Raw genomic sequence first — 20,999 nt, 5'->3', positions numbered from 1 at the left:
CAATGTTAAACGCCGTCATTGCCACTAAACATAAAAAGGCACCTTTGATCGCACCCGCATTGAAGCCACTTGGCTATAATGTGGTAACAACCAGTCTATTTGATACCGATACGCTTGGGATGTTTACTAATGAAGTGCAGCGTGATTGCAGTGCCCAAATAGCGGCACTAATAAAAGCTCAACAAGCGTGTGAACTCACTGGCGAGCAATATGGGCTTGGTAGTGAAGGCAGCTTTGGAGGTGGCCCATACCCTGGGTTAATGAACTGGGATGAAGAAGTAATTTGTTTTTACGATAAACGCACAGACATCGCTATTTATGGACATGCAGGCGGGCCATTTTCACCCAGCAGCTTAACCATTAACAGCGAGACTAATGTTGAATCAATCACGGTCGCATGCCAGCGCTTTAAAGAGCAGCACTGGATACTTGATGACACTCAAACACTTTTTAAAGGGCTAAGCTTTGAAGGCTTGGTTGCTTTATTTAAAGAAAAAGTGCCCAAAGCCGGCATAATCACGCCTGATTTAAGAGCTATGTATAGTGGGCAACGCCAAGCTATTATTCGCCTCGCTGCAGAGGACTTAGCAAGGCGGTTGGCATCAAAATGTCCACAATGCCAGTGTGCTAACTTTGTTGCCAAACAACTCACTAAAGGCTTGCCCTGTGAGCTGTGTAACATGCCCACACAACAAGTAAAATCAACAACCTCTTTGTGTGATAGCTGCGGCTATAACCATATTGAAGCGAATGAAAAACACGTTGCCGATGCAACATATTGCCAGTTTTGTAATCCTTAAGAGTTATTATGACATCAATACAACCGACTCAATTATTAAATACTGAAGAGCGTATTAACCAAGCCGTAGCACTATTAAAAGCTGGCGAATGCGTCGCTTTACCCACAGAAACCGTATATGGCTTAGCCGCAGATGCGACTAATAGTGATGCTGTAGCGAAAATATTTGCAGCGAAAGGACGTCCAACAAATCACCCGCTCATTGTGCATATTCCCAATCAATCACATGTGCACCACTGGGCAAAAAATGTAAATAAGGCGGCCATCGCGCTTGCTGATGCATTTTGGCCTGGCCCACTCACCCTAATTTTAAATGCTAAAGATGATTTAAACAGCCCGGTAACAGGTGGTTTGCCAACCATTGGACTTCGCGTGCCTGCGCATCCTGAGTTTTTAGCGGTACTAAAACAATTAAATACTGGTCTTGCAGCTCCCTCGGCTAATCGATACAAGCAGTTGAGCCCAATCAACGCAGCTCATGTTATGCGCGATTTGAATGGTCGTATTAGTGCGGTATTACAAGGAGGCGAATGCAATGTAGGTATTGAATCGACTATTGTCGATGCCAGCTCAGAGCAGTTACGCATATTACGCCCAGGACCAATTTCAGCATCTGATATTTTGCAAAAAACTGGACTGCATGTCAGCACGCCACATTCACATAACGAAGTGGTGCCGGGTAATGCAAAAGCGCATTATCAGCCTCATGCACCAGCCATGTTGGCTAATACTGAAGATTTCGCTAAAATTTTGAGTGAAAACTCTCAGGGTAAAAGTCACTATTTAATCTATTCGACTCAAGTGCAACAGCAATTATTAGCGGGCGACATTCCATCAGAACGTATTACTAAGCTCAGTAGTTGCCCTATTGAATACGCTAAAAATATGTATAAAGCACTGCATCTTATTGATGATACGACCCCATTGAATATTTATATCGAAAAGCCGCCAGTAATCAGTGAGTGGGCTGCAGTGAATGATCGCCTTAGTCGCGCGGCTACTAGTTAGCTTGCAGGTATTCAATTACAGAGGTCGCGTTCACAGGTTTGTAAAAGTAATACCCCTGAAAACGTTTACAGCCAATATCCACTAACATATCAAATTGTGCCTGCTCTTCCACGCCTTCAGCGATAACGCTTATGTTATGGCTGTTGGCAATGGCAATAATACTTTGCACCATGCTGATAGACTTAGGATCTATTAAAATATCATCTACAAAGCTTTTATCTATTTTAAGTTCATCTATGGGCAGGCGTCTTAATAAACTCAGTGATGAATAGCCTGTACCAAAATCATCCATCGAGAAACGTATTCCACGCGATTTTAAGCTCAGTATAGTTTCAATCACATGTTCAAGGTTATCCATAAACAGTGACTCTGTAATTTCTAAAATGATACTGCGCGGAGCAACATTGTACGCCTCTATACTTTGCAATAATTTAGGAATAAAAGCACTGCTTTGAAATTGCATCACAGAAATGTTGATTGCTAGTTCAAGAGGCGTATCGTTATGTTGTTGCATCGTTGCAAATTCACTAATAGAGCGCGACAAAACAAAGTCACCGATTTTAAAAATTAAATCACTTTGCTCCGCAATAGCAATAAACTCAGCAGGTGAAACCATACCCAACTCGCTATCATGCCAACGAATTAGTGCTTCCATAGCATGAATTTTACCCTGTTCATTTACTTGGCACTGATAGGCTATAGAGAATGATTGCTCACTTAGCGCTACATTTAACCGCTCTTCTACTTTTAAACGGCGTAAATAAGCTTGTTTTATACCTGCATGGTAATGGCACAGCCACTGTCCTGTATCTTTTGCCCATTGATTAGCCAAATGTGCGCTGCGCACTAGTTTACTTTTGGTTGTGCCATGCTCTGGGTAGTTGGCCACACCGACACTAATATTTAAAAGACGTTCAGAGTTATTAACTTCGTAATGTTGAATGCTGGACTCTAGGCTTTGTTCAAACACATGCCTGTTTTGTTCATCCAATAAATGCGGTGTAATAATGCAAAATTCATTGCCACTGTTTCTAAAAACCAAATATGGAGCTGCAAATGTCGCTTGCAACATTGCAGCATAGGTTTTAATTGCCTTATCACTGTACTCCATACCGAAGCGATTATTCATCGAACGTAAATTGGTAATGTTTATAATTGCTAAGCTAAACGATGTCTCTTTTTTCGCTTCAAAACTATCACGCAGTGCTTTTCGATTAGGTAACTTAGTTAAATCATCATTACGAGAAAGATAAAACAGCTCATCAATCCGTTTTTGCTCAGCACGAGCAATAAACCTAAAACCAAAATATAAGAGCGTACAAATCAGTAAATAAATGAAGGAATACCAACAGACCTTCCAATAAAATACACTTTTTATTGGCTGCATCGCTCTGTTTGAGAGTGTCCATAACTGATAGCGATTATCAAATTTTGCAGATGTGATATAAGGTTTATCTCCTATATGTGTATCAATACTAAACACCTCTTCTGAGGATTTAAATATTTCTTTATCCTTGCCCGTTTGCTTTATCAAAGAATTATCAGATAACCCTAACGCCTGCTTAATTTTGGTTTTTGTATAGCTAGCTATGTCTGCATCTTTTACGGAAGTGTATTGAATAAAACCATCAATCTCTCTTGCTATGATAATGTAATCGTCACTATTACTTTGCAAAATATTGAGGTACTTAGCGCCTCTTGATACAGCCAATCCTGCAGTCATTACAGCAATCACAGAGCCACTTTTGTCGCGTAATGACTTCCTTATTGGAATAACCCATTCATGTAACGACTGATTAAAATAAGTTTGCCCTACCACCATTTTGTCTGAACTAAGAGTTTGTGCAAAACTTTGGCGGGTTTTTTCATTTTTCTTAAGGTTGATCATTGTTGAGGCATTTAAATTTGAACTGTAGTAAATAATTTCCCCTTGGGGATTAAACAGTCCAAAGCCTAATAACACAGGGTTTTCTAGTAAAATATTATCGAGGAGTTTTATTGTTGATGTTTTCTCGGGTAAATTATTGTTTGAAAGAATATCTCTGCCAATTAGATCCAGCATAAGCTCTTTATTTCTGAGGGTGCTTTTAAGTGCTTGCGCAGAAAACTCCACACGATTTTGGGAGCTTGTGCGGTATTCTTTTTCGATATTTCGCCATTCATAAGCCAACAAAACGCTTAATAGGACTAGACCGCCTAATAGCAAAAAACAAAAGAGTTTCCATAAATTATTTTTTATTAGTGCCATCTAATTTCTCACAACCCTTTTGGTAGTGTGTTATGTATTTGGGCCCTTAACTGCACTTTATGGCTAGCTTGGTTTTTTTTCAAGCTATTTTGTTGCAAAATTGAAACAAACACAAAAAAGCACCCATTATTTAACAATAAAAAACTGGCGCAATTAACAAAAAATTCAGTAAGAGTATTGTTTTTTATCGCTGAGGTAAGACGTTAATCCATTCTTAAATTGTATATACGTTTATCGCAGTGGTTATTGAGCGGCTATTATAATTTATTCCGTAAATATAATACTGATTTAAAACAATACCTTTAGTTCAAAATTACAATTAAAACTAGCATTTGTATTAAGCGCTTTAGCTTAGTCATAATTATGCAACAATCATCAGCGATAATAGCTGCATTATTAGTCAATATAGTTTTATAAGCCCCCATGAGTGAATCCATGGTGCAATTAACCTTTGCACTACCGTCATTTGAAGATCCTATCTCTGCGGCACTGAGCCACAGCATGGAATTTGAAACGCTGTCACAGCAGGCCAATAGCCAGCATCAAATTGCTTTGCAATGCGTTTTGCCTGAGGCTGCCCATGAAGGTGATATTATTTCACTTAGCGCAACGTTGCTAAACGCACGTGAAGCTCAGTACTACACAGAAAAAAAGCTCAGCCAACTTGATTTAGAGCAAGGACGAGTCACGCTTAGGTTAAGTCAAATAGCGCACCGTCGTGGTTTTGTAATGCAAATGATTTTGCATGGTAAACACGGTACGTTAAAAAATAGCTTGCAATTTGATATGCACATTAACCAATTTGGTAATGGATATACTGTACCAATAAATACGATTACGCCGCCAAAGCCTCATCGCGTTCGTCAGTACCTTGCCAGTGTGGGAACAGCTTTAATCTCACTTTTTTAGCTCTTGTTATAAACTTTTCCATTAAGCTTTAATTAGTTAATCAGCAAAGCTCACTTTACCCATAGTAATATCTAAAATTCCACCCCTTTTATTTTTTGCACTTTGTCGCTGCCCTGCTAAACATTCGTTTGCCAAAATAGCAAACAGCACCGCCTCTTTGGCATCAGGGTGAACACCCAAATCATCAGTATTCTTAAACGCCTTAATATTTGGGCAGTGTATTAGTAATTGCTCCATCAATAATGGATTATGAATACCTCCACCACTGGCATATACCACACAGTTTTGAACCCCTTCAGCACAGTCATTTAACGCCCTAGCAATCGTAGTCGCAGAAAGCGCATTTAATGTCGCCAACACATCTTCATGGCTTAAATCTTGGGTTGCGGTTTGGGCTTGGGCTGCGCGTAATAAGGCTAAATTAAACACCTCAGGCCCTGTTGTTTTTGGCAGTGGTAATTTAAAAAACGCATTATCGCTGAGCGCTTTTAGCAGTTTTGCATTCACCTTGCCTGCTTTGGCAAGCTTTGCGCCCTCATCATAATGCAGCCCTTTAAAATAAGACTGTACGTAGGCATCCATAATGGTGTTACCTGGGCCTATGTCGCTACTAAACACGCTGCTAGTATCACCGTTTTTAGGTAAAAACGTTAAGTTTGCAATGCCACCCATGTTTAATAAAATGCGGTTTTCATCAGGGCTGGCAAAAAATAAATAATCGCCATATACCGCTAAAGGTGCGCCTTCGCCCCCTGCGGCTATGTGCTTTTGCCTAAAATCGCCAACAGTGGTAATGCTTGTAGTAACTGCTATTTGGTCACTATCACCTATTTGCAAGGTGCCATGTTTAAAGTCATGATGGTTATGCTGCGACTGCGGACAGTGATAAATAGTTTGCCCGTGGCTTGCTATGGCATCAATACTCGCAGGGTCAATACCCCATGCAATTAAACACTGATTAACCATAGCACCATGGAGTTTTCCCACCCAAGGGTGTAACAAAGTCAGCACTTCTAAATCGCATTCGCGCTTGGCAAATACCTGCTTTATTTTAGTTTTATACTCGTCGCTGTATTCAACCGTAGTAAAATTTTTAACCTCTATTTGTGTATGTAAACCCGCACCGGTTATTTTACATAGCGCCACATCTAAACCATCTAAAGAGGTGCCACTCATTAAACCAATAATTAAACGACTGGGCTTTTTAGCGCTATTATAAAGGGCTTCGATATGAGGATGCATAGAGACTCTGTCTGGGTGTTTTTTACATTTTAAAAGAGTTTTAAGCAAAGTTATACCTGTATACACTTTAATTTTAATGAATTGTTTTTCATTGTTTAAGCGTTTAAAGCTTGCTAAGTTATTGGCTGATAATAACAAACTCATTTGTAGCATGATCACTTTACGAGCATTTAAACAACACGATACCTGCCAAATAGTCACCATTTTGAACGATCAACAAGTAGCTCGCTATTTGTCCTCTAAAATTCCATTTCCTTATACCCAAGCAGATGCAAACTGGTGGGTAAACGAAGGAGCAAAATTTGGCATCATTAAAGCCATTGAAGTTGATGGCCTGTGTGTTGGTTGTATTGGTGTTATTCCTGGTGAATTTGAGTATAGCCGCAGTGGCGAAATAGGTTATTGGCTTAGTCAGCAGTATTGGGGGCAAGGTATTATTACCCAAGCCATAGAGTTAATTACTAAAGAAGTGTTTGAAAGTACTAACTTAAACCGTATTCATGCGGCTGTATTTGCAGGTAATGTTGGCTCAATGAGCGCGTTGCTTAAAAATGGTTTTAATAACGAAGCTATTTTAAAGAAAGCAATTTATAAAAATGGTCACTATTTAGATAGCCATGTATTTAGTGTGCTAAAACAGAGTAATTGTTCTAATTAAATTCTTTCGACGGTTGAATTAACCACCTCTCGCCCAAAGCTCGTGTATCAAGGTACAAATCTTTTCTACCTATCCGCGCATTATTGTTGAGCAATGTATAGTTTTAAAGCTTAAACATTCGGTATATAGGTCGTTTTTTCACTCTATCATGGAGATTTTTATGTCCACAACCAGTCGTCAATTTACTTTAGCATCACGCCCACATGGCGCACCTACTAATGAAAACTTTGAACTTAAAAACGTAGAGTTACCATCATTAAAAGATGGTGAAGTATTGCTGCGTACTATTTATTTATCACTAGACCCTTATATGCGTGGCCGCATGAGCGATGCTAAATCGTATGCCGACCCTGTAGAAATTGGTGATGTAATGGTTGGTGCAACGGTTTGCCAAGTCGAATCATCTAAAAATGATACGTTTAGCGAAGGCGAATGGGTATTAGCATATACAGGCTGGCAAACTTACGCTATCTCAAATGGCGAGGGCTTAATGTCATTAGGTAAAGAGCCAACTAATCCGTCTTACGCACTTGGTATTATGGGTATGCCTGGCTTTACCGCCTACATGGGATTACTAGATATTGGCGCACCTAAAGCGGGTGAAACCGTTGTTGTTGCAGCAGCTACAGGCCCAGTAGGCGCAACGGTTGGTCAAATAGCTAAAATTAAAGGCTGTAAAGTAGTAGGCGTTGCCGGAGGCAGCGAAAAATGTGCGCATGTTGTTGAAAATCTAGGCTTTGATGCATGTATTGACCATAAAGTGGATGACTTTGCCGAGCAGTTAGAAAAAGCATGTGAGCAAGGCATTGATGTTTATTATGAAAATGTGGGCGGAAAAGTGTTTGATGCCGTATTACCTTTGCTTAATACCTCAGCACGCGTGCCTATCTGTGGTTTGGTATCGCAATATAATGCCATCAGCTTGCCTGAAGGCCCAGATAGATTAGGTATGCTAATGGGACAATTGTTAACTAAGCGTATTAAAATGCAGGGCTTTATAATTTTTGATGACTATGGCGATCGTTATGACGAATTTGCACAAGACATGCAAAAGTGGCTACAAGACGGAAAAGTTCAATACCGCGAACATCTTGTAGATGGTTTCGAAAAAACCATCAGCGCATTTAACGACATGATCAGCGGGAAGAACTTTGGTAAAACCGTAGTAAAGATTAACAGCCCACTATAATAACATTCAGGCTGTGTTGTAATTCAACACAGCTCAATAAGGAAGAAAATGATTAAACTACACCATTTAAATAAATCTCGCTCTAAACGTATTATTTGGTTATTAGAAGAGCTTGAGGTTGATTACGAAATTGTTGCCTACCAGCGCAATACTGAAACTTTTTTAGCCCCTGATGAGCTTAAAAATGTGCATCCACTGGGTAAATCGCCAGTTATAGAAGATGATGGCTTAGTGATCGCCGAGTCTGGCGCTATCACAGATTACCTGATCACTAAATATGGCAAAGGTAAGTTTGCACCAGCCACAGGTACTGCAGAATTTGTAGACTATCAACAATGGCTTCACTTTGCAGAAAGCTCTGCAATTTTACCTCTTCTGCTAAAAATGTTTGTCCAGAAAGATGGTGCTAAAACGCAATTTTTAGAGGGCTATGCCGATGCTGAAACCGCTAAAGTAATTAGCTACTTTAACAGCCGCCTTGAAGGCAAACGTTATTTAGTGGGCGATACTCTCACTGGTGCCGATTTTATGATGTCGTTTATTGTTGAAATCGTTAAAAACGCTGGCCAACTAGGGCACTTTAAAAACCTAGTTAAATACGATGAGCAATTACAATCTCACGAAAAGTTTCATACTGCCAACGAGCTTGAAGCTAAATACGATTAATTTTATGTTCGCTTTGATTGTGGCTAACGCAATCAGAGCGACAACCTCGTTACTCAGGCCTGTCTAAATAAATTTGTTTAAACGCATTAAAATTCAATTCAAATAATTCAACCAACGTCGGATCGAAATGATTACCTGCGCCTTTAATTATTTCCGCCTTTGCTTCATCCATGCTCCAAGGCTCTTTGTAACAACGACGACAACATAACGCATCAAATACATCAGCAATCGCAGTAATTCGCCCCTCTAAACTGATCTCTTGCTGTTTTTTTGCGTGTGGATAACCAGCTCCATCCCAACGTTCGTGATGATCAATCGCAATATTAGCCGCCATATCAATGACAGGATTTCCCGTACCTTTGAGTATTTCCCAGCCTTTGGTAGTGTGCTGTTTCATAATTTCCCATTCATCAGCATCCAATTTAGCTGGCTTATTTAAAATTAAATCTGGAACTCCCACCTTTCCTACATCGTGTAACTGTGCTGCTAAACTAATTTTATCGCAGTATGATTGATTTTGATTATTTAGCTGCGCTAATAGTTTTGCATATAAACCAACCCTGATTACATGTGAGCCGGTTTCTTTGGAGCGTGACTCCATCGCTCCTCCCATTAGTGAAATAGCCAGTTGCTGGGTTTCTTCAATTGAATTAGCTAATAAGAGGCTTTCAAAGGTCAGTACTACATTACCCAAAAATAAATCTACTAGCTGTTGAGCTTCTTTTTTTACCGGCTGCAGCGACTGAAACGCTAAGATGGAATCTAAACCTTTTTGCGAATGATGAAAATAAACATAATGATCTTCTGCTATAAAATTCTGCTTAGTTTGCTTTGCCCTTAAAAAATACTCTTGATGTTTTTGTGGAATACTGTCAATTCCATTGCCCGTGAATAAATGTATGCCAGAAAGCTCTCCCTCAATCATCTGCAGCTTTTCATCTAACTGGCAAATACCAAAGACCTTAGGCGCATCAATATACAAATTGGCGGAGCTCATATTCAGTACTAGTTTTAGCTCTTCCATTACAACAGAGGTAAACTCAACCAAGTCACCAATTTGGGTAATAGTAGAAATTGCTATTATTAGCCTTTTTAAGTTGTGCCGATGGTTTTGTAGCATACAAATATCGCGATAGGCGCGCAAAGAGGTATAAAAAATCAATTCAAGATCTTGGCTTTGCAGTTGGCTCTTCGCTTTATAACCATCAATATCATAATCGCGAATAACACTGCGCTCTGGCGCAACCCCTGGCTGACCTGTTCGTAAAATAATTCGGCTGTATACATTTTGTAAGTCTTGGCGAACAAATCGTGCAAAATCTAATCCTGCATGCTCAGTTTCCATTACTACATCTAATAAAATTAATGCATAGCGCTCTGAGCTTTGTAGTTTTTCTTTTGCTTGAGCTGCACTATAAACACTGTGCAGCTCGATAGGGCGTTGCTCAAATTCAAAGCGCTTCATTGCAAGTTGAGTTACTTGATGTACAGATTCATCATCATCAACCACTAAGATTTTCCATGGTTCAACATGCTTGCTGTCGACCGCTTGTTTTACAACTTCATCATCTTGTAACCAATCCATAAACACACTCTACTAGTTATTAATTCGGTAGCGTTAAGGGGAATTGAATAAAAAAATAAACTCCCGTTGATTGTTTTTCCTTTATAAAAATTTGCCCCTTTAGGCGATGTACAACAAGGTTGTACACAATGTTCATTCCTAAACCACTGCCACCACCTGCTCTATTTGTGGTGTAAAAAGGATCAAATACTTTTTTTTCTGCCTCTTCAGTCATGCCTCTTCCGTTATCTTGATAATGAATGCAAACAGAATCTGAGTAGTCTATATGAACACTTATTTGCCCTTTTTGGCTGCCATTTTTAAAACCATGAATAATTGAATTCATTACTAAATTAGTGAAGATTTGTGCTAAAGCACCAGGATCAGAATACACTTCAGGCTCAGGTTCTTTCGCACTAATAGTAATGTCAACGGGTGTTGCTTTGAGGGTATGGTAAAGGCTTTTTTGCACCTCATTTAAATAACTACTTATATATAAATTACGTAATTCTTCGGTTGTTTGATCAACCGCAACACGTTTAAAACTGCTTATTAAACCTGCGGCGCGCTGCATATTTTTTAGTAAAATATCACAACTTAAATCAACTTCAGTAATAAATTCGCTAAACTGCGTTTTACTCAAGGAGCCAGAAGCCACCTTGTTTTTAGTTTCAATCAGCATTTCTCTTAAATGCGACGTCGCAGTTACGCAAACACCTAGCGGCGTATTCACCTCATGGGCTACACCACTAACTAAACTTCCAAGTGACGACATTTTTTCTGCTTCAACAAGCTCTTGCTGAGTGCGACGAAGCTCTATGGTTTGCTCAACTAGAGCCTGCTCTGCCTCGTGGCGTTTACTCGACATTAAATTAATAGAATCACTTAAACGATCATAAGGACCGCGCTTTGAAACTGTTTTAGAAAAATCACCTGCTGCAATCGCAGAGCAAACCTGATCAATATCTTTACTGGCTTTAATTAAACGCTCAAAACTTCTAAACATAGTGCCAAGCTCATCATTTTGAGTCATATATTTTTGAACATGAATAGATAAATCTCCATTAGCTAGCTGTTCAACAGATTTAATCGCAATATTAATACGCTTAGTTGTTCTGTTAATAAAATACCAAAAGAGTAAAAAAATCAGTAATACACTTGCAAAAGCGGCTGCCAATAATGGTTTAAATTGCGCTTGAATAGGCCCAATAATATCCAATTCAGAGCGGCGCACTATCACTGTCCAATTACCAGTGGCAACCTTGGCCTTATCAAAATAGAAAACCCCAGAATCAAAAGGATCGTTAGCAGATAGTACCTCTCTTTCTTGTCCCTGTGACTTTAGCTGCTTGGCTATACTTGCATAATTAGTATCTAAAATTGCTTTCGTTTTTAATCCTGAGTAATTCAATGTCGTTGCAATCACGTTGTCGCGTTGACTGAGTAGCAAAACATCAATTTTTACTTGCTGCTTTATGGTTTGTAAAAACTCAGTGATGTCAGCAAGTGCTCTATCTACGCTTGCCATACCGACAAATTTATCATTAATGATAATGGGCGAACTTTGTTCAACTAGCATTCTTCCCTCGTAAACATAGGGCTCAGTGATCATCGTTTCGGTATTGCCATCACGTAAAAACTGTTGACGTACTCCCTCATAATAAAGACTAGATTCCATGTCCACCAAGGGCTCAAGTAACAAGCGTTCAGAGTCACTAAAATCACGATGCCAATAAGGTAAAAAACGACCGGTTTGGTCTACATAAACGCCCTCTTTTAATGGCGAAGCATTCACATAGGCTTGATCTTGATTATCGGCATTAGGCTCATAACCAAAAGAAGCCCCCACGAATGAAGGATTCATTTTAAGCACTGCACGAACAAAGTTAATACTTGCCTCTCTATCACCAAACAACCCATTTTGCTGTGCTAAGGCCATAATTTCGGTAGTGCGTACTGCCAATTGCGTCTCTTCATTTACTTTTGCAGCAATAGTATCGGCGGTCTGACTCAAGTTAAGCTTTGCTTGCATAACAGCCTGATTAAGGCTGGTTGAATACCAGTAACTCAAAATACCAGTAATAATAAGCATTACGGGAAATGCCAAATAAAGCAGCATTTTTCCTTGCAAAGAATGTATGAGTGTTAGTCGCATAATTTTAGGCTTAAACAAGCAAGCCAATGTCCTGAGGATTTGAAGTAGTAAGCTTAAAAATTAGACTATAAAAACTTTCTAGGCAAATGAATTGTGTAGAAATAAGTATGAAAGCAGGGTATTAAAATACCAGCAGCCTAGTAGATAAGATTGTTAAATAGGGTATGGTTTAAAGACAAAAACACTCTACAAAACTTTTATTTTTAATCGGCCAATCGATAACCCACAGCTGGTTCAGTTAAGATATATTTTGGACTAGCGGGGTTAGCCTCAAGTTTTTGTCTGAGCTGTGCCACATGGACTCGGACGTATTCAGGGCGGTCTATGTATTGCGCTCCCCAAATATGGCTTAAAATTGCATTATGGGTAAGTACTGTATTTTTATTCTGGAACAGTAATAATAGTATTGCGTACTCTTTTTTAGTAAGTTTTATCTCATTTCCAGAAGTGGTTACTCTGTGCTTTTGTGGATCTATTTTTATATTCCCGCAGGTAAATGCCACACTCGGCTGGCTTTGGCTGCGTAATAAAACCCGAATCCGGGCTAGCAACTCATTGGCGCTAAACGGTTTGGTAATATAGTCATTTGCCCCATTATCAAGCGCAGTGACCTTTTCAACTTCGCCATCTCGAGCCGACAGCACTAAAACAGGTAAGGCACTCCATTGTCGAAACTCAATTAACCAGTCTTGACCATCCATATCTAGCAGGCCTAAATCTAATAATACAAGATCGTAACTTTGCTCACTTAAACGTGCAAAACCATCTAATCCTTTATCACAAATGCTTAGCTCGTAACCACTGGCTTGCAACAAGGTTTTTAAAAAGCTTTGTAGAGGGGGAGAATCTTCCAATATCAAGATTTTAGTCATTATCTTTTTCCCAGATTAACTTTGCGTACGCCATATTTGTTTCGTTATTAATTGTTAATGTAAATGTGCCCTGGTGAAATTTAGCAACCACATCACAAATAATACTGCCTAACCCAACACCTTCATCGCTACTTGTTTGCGCTTTAATGATCACGTTATTAGTGAGAAGTAACTGATAACGTACCTTTTGCTGATTGATACTTTGCGTAAATTCAACGCTCACCTTTTTATCACCATAACGCCATGCATTTTCGAGCATATTAGCCAGTGCAATTTCTAACAAAGTCACATCCCCTACGCATTTTGACTGAGCGTCTATATTGGTATTTATAACAAAATGAGTGAGTTGCTTCTGTCTGCGAGCTTTAGCTTCACTAAGTAGTGCTTGTAAGTTTATTGTTTGCCAACTTAGGTTTTCACCCATTTTGTTAACTCGGCTTAACTCCATTACTTTATCAAAGTGCTGATTAAGTATTTTACTTTGCTCATAAATATTACTCGCTTGCTCTTTTATCACGCTGTCACTGAGGGTAATTTCATCATCTGCAAGCATGCTGGATGCGCCCATAATGGTTGCCAGTGGTGTGCGTAAATCGTGAGACAAACTACGTAAAAGTGCATTTTTAGCGCGCTCTAATTCCGCTTGCACCGAAATAGCAGCCGACTGCTGGCGTAATAACGTTTTTTCATGTACCTGATAAAGAAGCGAAATAGCAGTGTCAGCAAAGGCTTTTTGCCCTTGCGTTAACCGTTTAGTAAAATTAAACCCGCCCCAGCTCGGACTAGCCTCACTAAGCAATATAAATTCACTATTGCCCCGCGGTGCTGCAGGCATAAATGTGCAACATGCATTTAAATGCTTACCGATCCGCTCTACAAAGTACTTTTTTTGTTCATCCAGCGTATCTAGACTGTTTAAGTCTTTGGCCAGTTCGTACAAGGTGCGACTATTACTCGCATGTAATTGCACATCCCTAACTTTAGTACTGAGCTCCCCTGCCAATTGGCTGATCACAAAGCCAACAATCAGCATAACCATAAAGGTTACTAAATATTCTATGTTTTCAATATGAAAAGTAAAATTAGGGGTAACAAAAAACCAATCTGTACACGCCACACTCACTAAGGTGGTTAGTATGGCAAGACGACGATTACTGCGCACAGCAACCCAAGTCACCCATAATAACTGAAGCATCACGATATCGGTGGTAGTAAACCAGTTACGTACAGGGTAAATGGCAATAACCACAATTAATGGCATTATTACCGACAAAAACAATGCTTTATACCAATGTGGTTTAGCCTCAGCCTGATTCATTAATTTTTCCTCTAACATTTAAGCACCTAGACTACTGCCTTTTCGAGATTGCCTCTATAAAGTTTTTATAAAGTTTTTTATCTAATTCGTTAAATCTTTATAAAGCTTTTAACGCCTACCTACATTGTTACTCTAATAACTCATATTCTAACTTCAGCAGAAGGAGTAATACGTATGTCAGGTTGGATAAAAATAGTGAAGCGTACAGCTTATGTATTAACTGTTTATTGACCAAATGGACTTTACCACTTCTCTCTTTTAACTTTAATTTAGGTATCAACATGGCACATTTTACAGTGATCGGATTAGGTCGATTTGGCATTGCAGCAAGCCTTGAGTTAATTCATTTAGGGCATACAGTCACTGGGGTTGATAGTAACCCTAAACTAGCTGAAAAATATGTTGAGCATTTATCAGAAACCGTTGTTTGCGACTCCACTGATGAAGCCGCACTTAAAGAGCTTGATTTAGCGAGCAGTCAGGCCGTTTTAGTGGCGATTGGAGAAGACATGCAATCGAGCATTCTGTGCACGCTTGCACTAAAAAACCTAGCTGTTAAGCAAATATGGGTAAAAGCGAGCACCAAAGCCCATCACACAATTATTTCTAAGCTAGGTGTAACACGCATTATTCATCCTGAAGAAGAAATGGGCGTGCGCGTTGCACAAGCGCTTAATTACCCTGTAGTAAACGATTATATTTCCTTAGGCAATGGCTTATACGTTGTTGAAGTAAGTATAAAAGCGCACTTACATAAAACAAAACTAGGGCATTTACTTAAGGAAATAAAAGGCACTGTAAACTCATTATTGGTCAAGCGCGCAAAGCAAACGTTTGTCAAACTTGATGACGACTTTGAGTTACTTACCTACGACACTTTACTGTTATCAGGTAATCGAGTCGAACTAAACTATCTTGCACCAAGGCTTTTATAATTATGGTTTTATGGCATCCCCTCAAAACACCTATAGATCGAAAAGCCAATGGGCATAAAAAACTCAATGCGGCTCCACCGCTTGTTCTCTGCTGTAGTTTTTTAATATTAATAACGCTAGGGACGTTGGCGTTAAAACTACCTTTTGCAACCTATGAGCCTATTTCATGGATACAAAGTGCGTTTACAGCAACCTCCGCGGTGACTGTAACTGGACTAGTTGTAGTGGATACGGGTTCAGTGTTTACCCCTTTTGGACAAGGCGTTATTGCGTTATTAATTCAACTGGGTGGTCTGGGTTTAATGACCTTTGCGGTTGTAACTTTAATGGCGCTGGGTAATAAAGTTGGCTTTATTCAAAAAACAGTGACCAAAGCTGCCTTTAATCAAACAGATACATCTACGTTGGTAAATACCGCTAAGTCTGTTTTGCTGTTTGCGCTAATCGTTGAATCTGTAGGCATTATTATTTTAACGCTGTATTGGCTACCCGAAATGGGCTTACAAAAAAGCTTTTTTCATGCACTTTTTTATACTATTAGCGCTTTTAACAATGCAGGGTTTGCATTAAGTCCTAACAGCTTAATGCAGTATGTAGAAGACCCCGTTGTAAATTTAACAATCACCTGTTTGTTTATTATTGGTGGCCTTGGCTTTACCGTATTAACAGATTTATATAAATCAAAGCGTTGGTCCAAGCTCAGTCCCTACAGTAAATTAATGCTGATCAGCACTGTTATTATTAACGTTATTGCATTGTTGCTTATTTACGTAATTGAATACGATAATCCAAAAACACTGCAGCCGTTATCTGAAATAGGTAAATGGCTAGCAGCTTGGTTTCAAGCCGTTACTCCTCGTACTGCGGGGTTTAATACCATTGCTATTGAAGAATTAAAAAATGCCAGTACCGCTTTAACTATGATGCTTATGTTTATTGGTGGCGGCTCTTTGAGTACTGCAAGTGGCATAAAGGTCGTTACGTTTATCGTTTTAATATTAGCAACCTATAGCTACTTAAGGCGTGACAAAGGCGTCACCGTTTTACGCCGAGAAATAGACAAAGATTCAGTGTATAAAGCATTAGCCTTAACCATTATTTCAGCGGGAGTCACTTGGTTGGCTATTTTTACATTACTGGTCGTTGAAGATGCACCTTTTTTAGATGTTGCTTTTGAAGCGGTATCGGCACTGGGTACGGTAGGGCTTTCACGCGGTTTAACGTCATCGTTATCACCGCTGGGGGAGTTTATTATTATGTTTTTAATGTTTATGGGCAGAATAGGTCCGCTCACTCTCGCCTACTTTTTAGCGAGTCCACGAAGTAAAAAACTAAGATACCCAAGCGCGCAACTCTCTATTGGTTAACAACACTAACGCGGGTTAATCAGCCCGCATTTTAAATACCCGCTAAATTACGTTCGGTAATACATTCATCTGACGCCATTTCGAATTCTCGACACGTTAATGGGCGATTTTCGTAAATAGTACACATTAACGTATTACGATCCAGTGCTTGGCACCAACCATCGTCGCCGCGCTTCATGACTTCACTGCCCCATTTGTCGTAATCAATATACTGAAAAGGGACACCGGTATCACTAACGATACGCACTTCTAATTGGCAACAACACGCTTGGCAATTAGCACAAGTAACGGCGGTTGTATCGATATTTTCAACAGCAATGATTGAGTTTGACATACAGACTTATGAGAAATGATATACAACCTACAGGATACACGAGCGGAGCAATGGTGACAGTAAAATAACTGTCAGATTTTATAAACATCGTCATATGTAATTAACCAATTACTAAAAAAGCGTGCTGGTTAATCAGCACGCTTATTAGTTACGGATTAAAAAGTGAAAACCACTTTAACGTTATCCGATACAGCCGATGAAGAAACAAAGCCAATGGTGTTAGGGTTAGCTGAGACCATTTTGATCACTTCACTGTCATTTTCTAACTCTTTAGGCGGTGTGCCTTTTCCTGTAAAAATCAGTTTTGACCAATATGCTTTTAACTGGTTAGAAGTTTTGTTGAGCAATTTACTATTAAATTGCTCGGTTGCAGCGCTGCTTGATTCTTGAGATATTGGAATGATCTTATTACCATTACTAAATGACTTTTCTTTTCCTGTATAAATTCGACTAATAACAGACTCATCAAAACTACTTTCATTTGAGGGATGCACAATAATAGCAAAATCTGCATAGGCGAAGTTAGTAAACAAGAACAATACACATAATATTAATTTTTTCATTTTATTTCTCCTTAAAATACAACATCAACACCAAGGGTGATTGCTTTACTATCACCGGCCACAGCTAAATCGAACGAGTCATCTTTAACCCTATCGTATTGCACTTTAAATGCCGCTGACGGATGAAAGTCCCACCTCACACCAACAGCAAATGTATTATGTTGCTCTGTATCGCCCTCACCTTCTTGTTCAAAGTCTGAAAACATGACATAGGGGGTAATTGAGTCAAAACGATAGCCCGCACTGATCATATAAGTATCGAGATTACCATCTAGGTCTAAGCGGTTAAGTTCACTTAAAACAAAAAAATCACCAAAATCAAGATTTGCAGCTAAGCCATAAAATTTACCATCTCTGCTGTCTTTACCGTCCCACAAAACGGGTTCACCCGCGCGAAAACGCTTGTTGGTATATTGCATGTGGGTCACTCTTAGTTCGAGCCAGTCACGATTAAGTAGTAGTACGCCGCCTAGCATATCTTCCCAAATTTCTCTTGTCGGCTCTTGAAAGAAGAAGTCTGATAACAGTTTGTTATCGTCATCATCTTCTTTACCGGTATAAACATTTGCAGATACTCCCCAGTCACCTACAGAGCCTGAGTAAAGTAAATTAACCCCCTCGTAGTTAAATACTTGCCATGTATAGTTGTCAGCAGGGGCCCGCATCCACACATATGCATAACCTACATCGAAGAAGTCTGAATAATAAAATAGTGGTAAACGCTTCTTACCGGCTTGAATAGTCCAATTATCGTTAATATCGTAAGAAATATAGGCCCATTCAAAGTTTGCCTCAAAGTCGTTAACTCCTCTGGCAACTAGCTGACCAGTGACAGAAAGGCCTTCACCTAAATCGCCTGATACCTGTAATCCAATCAAAGACTCTGGCGAAAAGGATAAATCTTCAGTGTAGGCACTTACATTTGGGTAGTCCGCAAGAAAGGTTGGTTCAACGCCATATTGCGGTACACCGGTGCCGCTTAGCACTTTACCCGCATTAATACTCGCAAAACCTGAAATATTAACTTCAGCATAACTACTTGCTGATACAAATACCCCCAATAGTATAATTTTTTGCAGTTTCATTGATCACCTCATTATTATAATGGCCGTCATAGCCAGCTTGAGTATAGTAAAGCGAGGAAAAGAAACAAAAAATTAACACTTTTTATTTTATACTGATTTTTTAATATTAATTAGGCGCCGACCTTGATAGCAATATTGCTTTAATTTCGCTGTAGCGCTGTTGCTCACACAATGCGAAACCACTTAGTTGGCGTACTTTATTGCGTGCAAATAGCGGCACACTCATTCCCGCCAAAAACCGACACTGGGTTTCAATGCCAACATTATGCACCCCTTTCGTTGCCATATGCGCCAAAAGCTCATCCACCTTTTGATATATAAGTACTGTATCAATTTTTGCAGGAGTGATTGAATATTCAAGCTTGACCGCATGTCCACGGCACACACTACAATGCCCACATTGCTGTGGCGCATTTGCATCATCAAAGTAACGGGCTAAGTTATAGCTTAAGCAAGATTGCAGCTCAAAAAAACGCACCAAAGCAGCAATCCGTTTTATTTCAGCTTGCTCTTTATCGGTAAAGTAATCATGTAACTGCTGGGCAAGTGCAGGGTTATTAATCACCTCGCTATGCACTTTGTACACTTGAGTAATACGTTTGGTTTCAAGGGTGATAAGGTTTTTTTCTGCTAAGTAATCAAGTGCGGCTACCACACGTTTACGGTCAACCTGTGCGGCTTGCGTTAGAGAATCAAAGTTAAGTGTACCCCATATTTTTTTAAAGTCGGTATGGCTAAATATTTGCGATAAAAAAGCTTGGCGCTGCTGATCAAACTGATTAAGCAACTCATTTTTATCAACTAAAAATTTATACTTAAAATCGGCGTAATACGCATATTGCGGGGTTATTGCACCTTGTATTTCCAATTGTACCAGTAAGGTTTTAAGGGCAAGCTGGCGAATATTACTTTCGCTAGATAAGCTATATTCTTGCATTTCCCATTGCTGTTGAGCTTGGCGAATATCGTTAATAACATATTCAATACCGCCGAGCTCTGGGGTATCGCCGTACACAAAGTTTTCGACTGTATTTAAGCCATCTAGATTAGCCAGCGTATAGCAATTCGATGGGTTGCCATCACGTCCTGCACGGCCAATTTCTTGGCTGTAGTTTTCAATTGATTTAGGTAAATCGTAGTGAATTACAAAACGAATGTCTGATTTATCAACCCCCATGCCAAAGGCAATAGTGGCGACCACTACATTTATTTTTCCCGCCATAAAATCATCTTGAATTTGCCCGCGTAGGGTGTCTTCAAGCCCGGCATGATACGCCACCGCCTGCAGGCCCTGTGCGCTTAACATATTGGCCACTTGTTCAGCACTTTGCTGCAGCGTGACATACACAATACCGGGGCCGGTTTGCGCACGGACAATTTCAGTAAGCTCAGTATTTTTATCAGCCGTTTTAACACTCAGCACATTTAAATCTAAATTAGCGCGATAAAACCCCGTTTGCACAATGCATTGTGGATCAATAGCAAATCGCTCTGCCATATCGCGTTTAACTTTTTTAGTAGCGGTGGCGGTTAATAGTAGCACTAACGGAATATTTAGCTCTTCACGGTAACGCGGTAACTTTAAGTAATCGGGTCTAAAGTTATGACCCCACTCAGAAATACAATGCGCTTCGTCTACCACCAACATAGAAAGTGCCACTTGGCTAATAAACTCTCTAAAACGTTCGTTTTTAAAGCGCTCAACTGACACCATTAACACTTTAATTTTACCACTGCGCACGTCGTTCATTACCGTACTGCTTTGCATTTGATCTTGGCTTGAATCAAGACTTGCGGCATAAATGCCTTTACTGTTTAAAAAACTTATTTGATCTTTCATCAACGCTAATAATGGCGATACCACCAAGGTTAAATGCGGTAAATGTAACGCAGTAAGTTGATAGCACAAGGATTTACCCGATCCAGTTGGGAATATAGCCAGTGATGATTGGCCATTTAGCAATTGCTCTATGGTTTGTTGTTGCCCTGCTCTAAACTGATTAAAACCAAAATGTTGCTCAAGAGACTGAACTAGCGAGGTACTCATAAAAGCGTCCTTTTTATGTCGGTGCCCATAAATACTGTAA

18 protein-coding genes are annotated in these 20,999 nt (G+C 39.6%); 8 read left to right on the top strand and 10 right to left on the bottom strand.

All coding sequences use genetic code 11. From position 1 onward, the window contains the following. Positions 1-2 precede the first annotated feature (2 nt). Both CWB76_RS04545 and CWB76_RS04540 read left to right on the top strand, forming a co-directional pair. Positions 3-800: a DUF6671 family protein gene (locus tag CWB76_RS04545; RefSeq protein WP_138605777.1), complete on the top strand. Its 798-nt coding sequence runs from the start codon at positions 3-5 to the stop codon at positions 798-800. A gap of 8 nt (positions 801-808) precedes the next feature. Next, positions 809-1,807, top strand: coding sequence for an L-threonylcarbamoyladenylate synthase (locus tag CWB76_RS04540; protein WP_138605775.1), 999 nt, complete (start codon positions 809-811; stop codon positions 1,805-1,807). Here the strand turns inward: CWB76_RS04540 and CWB76_RS04535 are convergent. After that, complete coding sequence (locus tag CWB76_RS04535; protein WP_249363157.1) at positions 1,800-3,977, bottom strand: bifunctional diguanylate cyclase/phosphodiesterase; 2,178 nt, start codon at positions 3,975-3,977, stop codon at positions 1,800-1,802. The genes CWB76_RS04540 and CWB76_RS04535 overlap by 8 nt on opposite strands. Before the next feature lie 501 nt (positions 3,978-4,478). On the opposite strand from CWB76_RS04535, the gene CWB76_RS04530 reads away from it, so the two are divergent. After that, positions 4,479-4,964, top strand: a complete 486-nt coding sequence (locus CWB76_RS04530) for a hypothetical protein (protein WP_138605771.1) — start codon at positions 4,479-4,481, stop codon at positions 4,962-4,964. A 36-nt stretch (positions 4,965-5,000) separates the two neighbouring features. Here CWB76_RS04530 and CWB76_RS04525 read toward each other — a convergent pair whose 3' ends face one another. After that, positions 5,001-6,206 carry an anhydro-N-acetylmuramic acid kinase gene (locus CWB76_RS04525; protein ID WP_138605770.1) on the bottom strand — a complete coding sequence of 402 codons (1,206 nt, stop codon included), beginning with the start codon at positions 6,204-6,206 and terminating at the stop codon, positions 5,001-5,003. Positions 6,207-6,357: 151 nt separating this feature from the next. Between CWB76_RS04525 and CWB76_RS04520 the strand changes: the two genes are divergently transcribed. The 3 genes from CWB76_RS04520 (at position 6,358) to CWB76_RS04510 (ending at position 8,719) form a co-directional block, all read left to right on the top strand. Continuing rightward, positions 6,358-6,864, top strand: a complete 507-nt coding sequence (locus CWB76_RS04520; protein ID WP_138605927.1) for a GNAT family N-acetyltransferase — start codon at positions 6,358-6,360, stop codon at positions 6,862-6,864. Between the two features lie 160 nt (positions 6,865-7,024). Continuing rightward, complete coding sequence (curA, locus tag CWB76_RS04515) at positions 7,025-8,053, top strand: NADPH-dependent curcumin/dihydrocurcumin reductase (RefSeq protein WP_138605768.1); 1,029 nt, start codon at positions 7,025-7,027, stop codon at positions 8,051-8,053. Positions 8,054-8,101: 48 nt separating this feature from the next. Continuing rightward, positions 8,102-8,719, top strand: coding sequence for a glutathione S-transferase family protein (locus CWB76_RS04510; protein WP_138605766.1), 618 nt, complete (start codon positions 8,102-8,104; stop codon positions 8,717-8,719). A gap of 49 nt (positions 8,720-8,768) precedes the next feature. Here the strand turns inward: CWB76_RS04510 and CWB76_RS04505 are convergent, their stop codons facing one another. The 4 genes from CWB76_RS04505 to CWB76_RS04490 form a co-directional block, all read right to left on the bottom strand. Next, on the bottom strand, positions 8,769-10,304 hold the full coding sequence (locus CWB76_RS04505; RefSeq protein ID WP_138605764.1) for an HD domain-containing phosphohydrolase: 1,536 nt from the start codon (positions 10,302-10,304) through the stop codon (positions 8,769-8,771). A 19-nt stretch (positions 10,305-10,323) separates the two neighbouring features. After that, on the bottom strand, positions 10,324-12,438 hold the full coding sequence (locus CWB76_RS04500) for an ATP-binding protein (protein ID WP_249363156.1): 2,115 nt from the start codon (positions 12,436-12,438) through the stop codon (positions 10,324-10,326). Between the two features lie 203 nt (positions 12,439-12,641). After that, on the bottom strand, positions 12,642-13,310 hold the full coding sequence (locus CWB76_RS04495) for a response regulator (protein WP_138605762.1): 669 nt from the start codon (positions 13,308-13,310) through the stop codon (positions 12,642-12,644). Then, positions 13,303-14,628: a DUF4118 domain-containing protein gene (locus tag CWB76_RS04490; RefSeq protein WP_138605923.1), complete on the bottom strand. Its 1,326-nt coding sequence runs from the start codon at positions 14,626-14,628 to the stop codon at positions 13,303-13,305. The genes CWB76_RS04495 and CWB76_RS04490 overlap by 8 nt, the downstream gene beginning before the upstream one ends. A 281-nt stretch (positions 14,629-14,909) precedes the next feature. On the opposite strand from CWB76_RS04490, the gene CWB76_RS04485 reads away from it, so the two are divergent. Then, positions 14,910-15,563: a potassium channel family protein gene (locus CWB76_RS04485; RefSeq protein WP_138605760.1), complete on the top strand. Its 654-nt coding sequence runs from the start codon at positions 14,910-14,912 to the stop codon at positions 15,561-15,563. A 2-nt stretch (positions 15,564-15,565) separates the two neighbouring features. Next, on the top strand, positions 15,566-16,930 hold the full coding sequence (locus CWB76_RS04480; RefSeq protein WP_138605758.1) for a TrkH family potassium uptake protein: 1,365 nt from the start codon (positions 15,566-15,568) through the stop codon (positions 16,928-16,930). 31 nt (positions 16,931-16,961) lie between these two features. Here CWB76_RS04480 and CWB76_RS04475 read toward each other — a convergent pair whose 3' ends face one another. From CWB76_RS04475 to CWB76_RS04460, 4 genes are all read right to left on the bottom strand, one after another. Continuing rightward, the gene (locus CWB76_RS04475; RefSeq protein ID WP_138605756.1) at positions 16,962-17,264 is read right to left on the bottom strand and encodes a YkgJ family cysteine cluster protein; all 303 of its coding nucleotides are present in this window, start codon (positions 17,262-17,264) and stop codon (positions 16,962-16,964) included. A 155-nt stretch (positions 17,265-17,419) separates the two neighbouring features. Then, complete coding sequence (locus CWB76_RS04470) at positions 17,420-17,827, bottom strand: substrate-binding domain-containing protein (RefSeq protein WP_138605754.1); 408 nt, start codon at positions 17,825-17,827, stop codon at positions 17,420-17,422. 11 nt (positions 17,828-17,838) lie between these two features. Beyond that, complete coding sequence (locus CWB76_RS04465) at positions 17,839-18,912, bottom strand: porin (protein ID WP_138605752.1); 1,074 nt, start codon at positions 18,910-18,912, stop codon at positions 17,839-17,841. A gap of 106 nt (positions 18,913-19,018) precedes the next feature. Continuing rightward, positions 19,019-20,959: a RecQ family ATP-dependent DNA helicase gene (locus CWB76_RS04460; protein ID WP_138605750.1), complete on the bottom strand. Its 1,941-nt coding sequence runs from the start codon at positions 20,957-20,959 to the stop codon at positions 19,019-19,021. Between the last annotated feature and the right edge of the window lie 40 nt (positions 20,960-20,999).

Origin of the sequence: Pseudoalteromonas sp. S1609 (genome assembly GCF_005887255.1) — a bacterium.
Classification (GTDB): domain Bacteria; phylum Pseudomonadota; class Gammaproteobacteria; order Enterobacterales; family Alteromonadaceae; genus Pseudoalteromonas.
The sequence above is the reverse complement of the archived record's forward strand: the minus strand, read 5'-3'. Positions and strand labels throughout refer to the sequence as shown.